The 6666-nt window shown below is 33.3% G+C and carries 6 protein-coding genes; 3 read left to right on the top strand and 3 right to left on the bottom strand.

Going from position 1 to position 6666, the window contains the following annotated elements:
* The first annotated feature begins 179 nt into the window (after positions 1-179).
* The gene (locus V7149_RS06760; RefSeq protein WP_335344883.1) at positions 180-941 is read left to right on the top strand and encodes a glycosyltransferase; all 762 of its coding nucleotides are present in this window, start codon (positions 180-182) and stop codon (positions 939-941) included.
* Between the two features lie 282 nt (positions 942-1223).
* Here V7149_RS06760 and V7149_RS06765 read toward each other — a convergent pair whose 3' ends face one another.
* Positions 1224-1760 carry an HXXEE domain-containing protein gene (locus tag V7149_RS06765; RefSeq protein ID WP_335344884.1) on the bottom strand — a complete coding sequence of 179 codons (537 nt, stop codon included), beginning with the start codon at positions 1758-1760 and terminating at the stop codon, positions 1224-1226.
* Positions 1761-2149: 389 nt separating this feature from the next.
* Positions 2150-3292, bottom strand: a complete 1143-nt coding sequence (locus tag V7149_RS06770) for an MFS transporter (RefSeq protein WP_335344885.1) — start codon at positions 3290-3292, stop codon at positions 2150-2152.
* A 559-nt stretch (positions 3293-3851) separates the two neighbouring features.
* Here V7149_RS06770 and V7149_RS06775 point away from each other — a divergent pair.
* Both V7149_RS06775 and V7149_RS06780 read left to right on the top strand, forming a co-directional pair.
* Positions 3852-4619 carry a SurA N-terminal domain-containing protein gene (locus V7149_RS06775; protein WP_335344886.1) on the top strand — a complete coding sequence of 256 codons (768 nt, stop codon included), beginning with the start codon at positions 3852-3854 and terminating at the stop codon, positions 4617-4619.
* A 409-nt stretch (positions 4620-5028) separates the two neighbouring features.
* A complete protein-coding gene (locus tag V7149_RS06780) occupies positions 5029-5244 on the top strand; it encodes a hypothetical protein (protein ID WP_335344887.1) in 216 nt (71 codons plus the stop codon).
* Positions 5245-5554: 310 nt separating this feature from the next.
* Here V7149_RS06780 and V7149_RS06785 read toward each other — a convergent pair whose 3' ends face one another.
* Positions 5555-6241 carry an MBL fold metallo-hydrolase gene (locus V7149_RS06785; RefSeq protein WP_335344888.1) on the bottom strand — a complete coding sequence of 229 codons (687 nt, stop codon included), beginning with the start codon at positions 6239-6241 and terminating at the stop codon, positions 5555-5557.
* Positions 6242-6666: the final 425 nt, after the last annotated feature.

Below are 6666 nucleotides of genomic sequence, written 5' to 3' on the forward strand. Positions count from 1 at the left end.
ATTAAATTAATATGATTCAAACATTTGGTAATAGTGATAATATTCATAATAGGGAGGGTGTTTGTTTTGGCTTCAATATCATGAGGTGAATTTTGGATATTAAACATCATTCACTCTTGGTAGTTTCAAGTTACAGTTAAAGAATTATAAATTGTTTCATTTATAGGGGGAGCTATTTCATGATCGAAAAGGAGAACTCTTCAGAAGATACAAATAAAGAGGAAATAAAATTTTCAATTATTATACCCGCTCATAATGAAGAAAAGTACATTGGAAAATGCTTAGAATCCATTTCTAAAGCCTCTAAATTATTTAATAATCAAGTTGAAATCATTGTTGTGTTAAATCGATGTACAGACAGGACAGAAGAAATTGCAAAATCGTATAAATGTATCACAATAAAGAATAACGACAAAAACCTTTCTAAGATTAGGAACGCAGGTGTTGAAATAGCTAGAGGTGAAATCATCGTTACAATTGATGCAGATACACAGATGAACGAACATGTGTTGTCTAAGGTAGAGGAGAACTTAGCCACTGGAAAGTACATTGGCGGGGGAGTTACAGGGAAATTTGAAAGAATGTCTTTAGGTATTTTTGTTTCAACCTTATTACTAATTGGGCCACTATTATTTAAATATGGAGCAATTTCCGTGGGAATCTTCTGGTGCTACAAAAAGGATTTTAATTCGATTAAGGGATTTAATGAAAATATGCTTATGGCAGAAGATGCAGATTTCGCTAAACGTTTAAAAGTGTGGGGAAAAAAGAAGGGAAAAAAATACGGGACGATTCAAAATGGGATGATAACTTCAAGCAGAAAGTTTGATAAACATGGAGACTGGGTTTTACTTAAACGTCCGAAAATGATCTTAGCTTATCTTAAAGGAACAGACCAGAAATATGCAGATGAAGCATACTATGAAAATCAAGATAGATAAAAATATAAGTACCATTAGATTATTCATGAATTAAACTTAAGCTAGGTTTCAAGATTAGAAGGTAAACAGACTGTGAAAAAATATAATTAAATAAACAGTGGCGCTAATCGTAGAAGGATTAACGCTTTTTTTATGAAGTTACTAAACTATCGGGCAGCTTATCTTCAAAAGATCTTCCATAATCTGGCCCTCTTAAATAAAAGACGAATTCCTAAATAGACGCGCCCTTTTATGGAAGATCGTGTAACAATTACTTTAGCGAAAGAGCAGTATATTGAACTTTTATACTGCTTTTTTTCCTATCCAATGAGCAACTAAAGCAATAGGAATTATTAATAGGACAAATGGCAAGCATGCAAAAATAATTTTCCATGTTAGAATCCCATTTAATAATAATGTGTTATACAAAACTAAACTATATGGAATTATGATAATCATTGATGTCAATGAACCAGGAGTAATGGAACGAAGAAATATAGATTGGCCAATATGAGTAAAGGAATGCAAAAAAAAAGTCAATGTGATAATTGTAAAAAAATAAATATTAGCAAGTGATCCTTGAATCACAAATTGGTTTGCCATAATTGTTGAACTGCTTACGAATAAGAATATAAATAAAACTGCTACTGCGAATTGTGCTGTCGTCATGGAAAATTGTTTGATTACCCTGTCAGCCATTTTTCTTGGTAATCTTTCATAAATGACATTTGAGTTTTTTTTCATCCACTTTTCAACCATAATAATTTCCTCAAAATCATGAATGACAAACATAATCGGAAATAACCAGATAAGTGTTTGAACATCTAGCCATTGTTCCATAATCTCCACCCTTGTGAATCTTTCTAATTTTATTTACTTTTGATTTGCACTCCTTCTTCAATAAATGCTAATGTTAACTTGGAACTGACTATTCGAAATCTTCTCTACAATTATAACATATATATCCAATTGTTAAATTAAATAAAGATATTCGTTGTTATTTATCATTTATTTATTTTCGGTAGTTTTCCTCTACAATCTGACCCTTTTCCAAAAGAAAATGCGTAATTCTTATTATGGAATTGCCCCCTTTTATGGAATGACAAAATTTAAGACAGATGTAAATAAGCTTCTTGAACCAACACTCCCTGGCATTTCGCTAGAACGTAACTTTGTGCCTTCAATTCCTTTCTTTTCAACATGCATATGCCAGTATTAATTATGAGGAATTAATCATTAAGGATTTTATATTTTTTTTGCATCTTTAACTTGTAAACAATCAGAATAACAACATGTAAGGTAACCAATACAAAGAAAATATTACTGTATATAGCACCCATTGATGACTGTAGAAATGGATTCCACGAACTACTTGCTTCAATATCAATAGCTCTCCCGTATATCCCGATTGCAATAGAGCCTGAAATGAAATTTTGCATCATTAGCAGGCCCATTCCAACACCTGCATGCTCCTTTGGCAATGTTATTGAGATCGATTTAGACATGACAATCATCATAAACGATTGGCCGACATTGCCCAAGATTAGAAATAGCGCAATGAACCATGCACTCGAACCGATTAAAGTTGAAAGCAGGAAAAAACATACTATTAATAAACTTGATGCAAGAAAGAATAAATAGGATGTTCCCTTCGAATCCGTAAGCTTTCCACCTTGTCTATTCAATATGGCCGATGCAGCAGCAGCGGGTACCATCGCAAATCCAATCAAGCTAGCAGGGAGTTTTTGTACATCTGCTAGAAATAAAGGAGTTAGAAAAAACAGTGAATAACCAATAATTAAAGCTTCTAACTCTTTCTTAATTGCATAAAATCCCTTCCAATGTAATGAGGTGTGGGAGGTTGTTCCGTGACGTAAACCAACTGAAATCAATCTTTTTTCAAGAGTAGTAAAGCCGTCTGCATCAGCGATAGCGTCACAAAGGGTAATAACTTTATTATATAAATCATAATCACTGTGCTCATTCAATATTTCAACTAACAGACTTTCCATATGATCAGGAACAAGACTCCAATCTGCAGCAATCTCTAGATGTTCATTCTTACAAGGAAATGAATGCGTGACACAAATAATTGCATTTCCCTTATATCCCAAATCATTCATATAAATATAACCATCATAAGAGTGAATTACAGATTTTGTAAAACCTTTATATCTACCTATATCGTGCAGAAGAGCAGCATTATATGCCAAATTTATATCAAGATTGTACCCTTTATTAATTAGCTGGGAGATAATACTTTCAGTAGCTCTTGCAACATTAATTGAATGATCAAACCATGGACCCGGGTTTTGTTGATATGCCCACTCAAGTAATTCCATTGCATAAGTCCTTTCCAAAATATATCTCATAAAGAATCCACCTTTCTCTTATAAAAAACCCATATCTTAAATAATTACATCTTGGTTTATAATTATTCCTTCTTCGGAAACCTTTTCCAATAAAAAAATCGGGAGCATTCCTAAATAAACGCGCCCGATTGTTGAAGATAGCTTATGCTGAATTATGGAAGGAAATTCTTCTAAATAAGAGAATATTTATTTAATATCATTCTTTTTCTAATAAATAAAACAACAAACACCATAAATAGTAATGTCAACACTACATAAGTCAAATTTGAATATATATCCATATAACCCACAATTGTTTCCCATGATCCTCCAACTGCAGTTCCTATTTTAATGAGAACAACATTCAAAATTAAGTTCCTAATGTTAATACTAGAAATGTTCTAAAATTCAAATTTGCTTTTTTACAGGCATTCATTATCATTATCAAATGTTTCAATCCTGTAATAAATATTAAAAAAGAGCACATACTGTTTCTTTTTCATAGGATTAACTTTATAATGCGCACTAGATGATTTTTTTAGGGAAAATTATACTTCTAGCTTAAGGAAGGAGATCGATTATGAAAAAAATGATGTTTACATTAATAACCGGTCTAATGGCAGTTGTTTTAGTGGCATGCGGAGGAAATGAAGAAAGTACAGAAGCTAAAAATGATGATAAAGCAAAAACAGTGGAAACCGATCAGCAGAAGGAACAGCAAAAGCTAATGAAAGAAATGCAAAAGAAATTAGAAGCACAGCAAATAGATGAAAAGAAAACTGTTGCCATAGTGAATGATAAAGAAATTTTAGGAAGCGAGTATAATACCGCTTTAGCATCTATACAAGGACAAATGCAGCAAATGGGACAAGATCCGACTTCTAAAGAAGCTGCAGAGCAAGCGAAAAACCAAACAATTGACAGCTTAGTCGGACAAACTCTTCTTCTTCAAGAGGTAGATAAAAAAAGCTATAAAGTTTCAGAGGCAGATATTAATAAGCAGCTGGACGAAATAAAAAAACAGTTTAAAACAGAAAAAGAATTCGAAGCCGCTCTTAAAAAATCCGGCATGGATATGAAAACACTTGAAACTCAAATAGCTGACGGTATTAAACTTAAACAGTACATTGAGAAAGAAGTGCCAGCTGGTGAAATAACCGATGAAGAAATTCAAAAAACGTTTGATCAATATGCGGAACAAGGAAAGAGTACTGGACAAGAAGTTCCAAAGCTTGAAGAAGTAAAACCACAAATCGAACAATCTCTTCAACAGCAAAAACAGCAAGAAAAACTCGCTCAGCAGGTTGAAGAGCTAAAGAAAAATGCGAAGATTGATATTAAGATTTAAGATGTTACACACATAATGAACAGCTCAAGGGGCTGTTGACAAATGCCCCTTCAAACGAAAAAGAAGATGGATCCCTACAAAATGTAGTGTTCATCTTCTTTTTTATCCACTATATTCTGTGTCTATAAATGAGGCTTTTTAGTTTGATCAACAGCCCAATCTTTTTTCAAAATAGATTCCTCTTTTGTGCTGTAGAATATGGGATTGTTAATGATTTTTTGATTAAACTTTATTTTAAAGCTACAGTTATCTATCTGGTGTTTACTCATTCATTATTCCATAAAAAAGGGGCTTACCTTGTTTCCTTAAAGCTCCCGATTGCGGAAGATTTCTTTTACCGACTAAACCATGTCTTTTAAAAAACTTGATATAATAATTGTTAATGAAATATTTAAATAGGAGTATACCTATGGAAAGAATTTTTTTCGATTATGGGATTGAAATTTGTAAGGAAAATGAAAAATTCTATTTGATTTTTGACGACGGTGGAATAGTTGCACATTTTGCTAATATTGAAATTTCAAAGGAACATGCTGAGTACGCAATGAAAGGACCTAAAGAAGCAAGCGAAATTATTCTTCACTATCAGAGAATTGCAGATAAGAAGAGAAAAGCATCTCAATAATGATTTATTCCATAAAGATTAAATAATCATATTGAATCACATATCCACAAAAGGCAATTGAGTTAATACCATTCAATACCAGATAATATAGAAGAAATAGATATAACCATTAGGAGACCACAATGGGAAAAGAAGTATCTAAGTTTGTGGAAACGTAAAAAGGCAACGCTCAGTGGGTTAGTTGTCTTTCTTTAAAATGAGTTGCGACACACACTCTACAATGTGTGGACTGCTGATTGTAGAATTATGGATAGCTGCAGCTTTGTCCACCTTATATAATCTACAACTAGTCTTCCCATGAATCCAGAATTCATGATTTCCCCAAAAACAACTTCTCCATTTTTTGAATGTATTCCTCCAGATGGTTTGCCGGATGGAACACAGGGTGCCCGTGGCAAACCTCTAACCTAATGGTCTTTAATTCTCCAACGATAGTGCTGCTTCTCACTGCCTCATGCATATTCGAAGTAAACATTGAGATTGGTTGATGGATCTTCCCCTTTTTGGAGGTAAAGAGGTCGCCTGCGATTAACACTTGATCCTTTTCGTGGTAATAGACAACATGTCCAGGAGAATGCCCAGGAGTCAGATAAGGCTTTATCCCGCCAATCAAATTCAAATTGCCTTGTCCATCTTCTTGAAGCGCTTGGATTAATTGTTTAGATACCGTCTGTTTAGCTTTTTTTCGTTTCGGATAAGGAAGCTCACCTTCCATATATGGAATTTCAATTCGGTGTGCATATACGGGTACTTTTGTTACTGATAAAATAGTTTTTATAGCACCAACATGATCAGGATGACCATGAGTTAATAAGATTCTTTGCAAAGGGCCGGCGTCCAGTTCTTTAATAAAATTCATAATGCCTTTTGCCATCTTCGGTATTCCAGCATCTACTAGTGTTACCCCATTGCCATCAACAATGACCCACACATGAATAGGGATAATAATCCAGGTTTTTAAGCTCCAAATATTCTCTGAAACTTTATTGACTTTCATACTTCTTCCTCTCCCTGTTTTCATTTTTCTTTAAAATCTAAAATAAGGTTTCCGCAGCAAAAGTAAATGTGTTAGGCACCATGAAATTATATCTAGTCTAAGAGTGATGCTAACTCTTTCTTGTTTTTAACTCATCATTCACGATACCTTTTCTGAACCAACCGCTGCCCGAAATCCCAAATAAAAAATCTTTAGCCATTATGTTTGAGAATTACTCTTCAGATTTTCGAATTTACGTTTTTAGCAGCATTTCTTCGAGATATGCAATTGTTTACTTAGAGTAGATAAGTTATCCATTTGCACATTCCTTATAATTGATCACCATCCAATGTTATTCTTACTTTATTTGCTGTACTGCCGTAATATACATTTTTTTCAATCTGCTTCAGTCAGTTAAATAAGCCTTATTCAATTAAATGGCCCTT

Origin of the sequence: Bacillus sp. JJ1503, from assembly GCF_036965125.1 — a bacterium.
Classification (GTDB): Bacteria; Bacillota; Bacilli; order Bacillales; family Cytobacillaceae; genus Cytobacillus.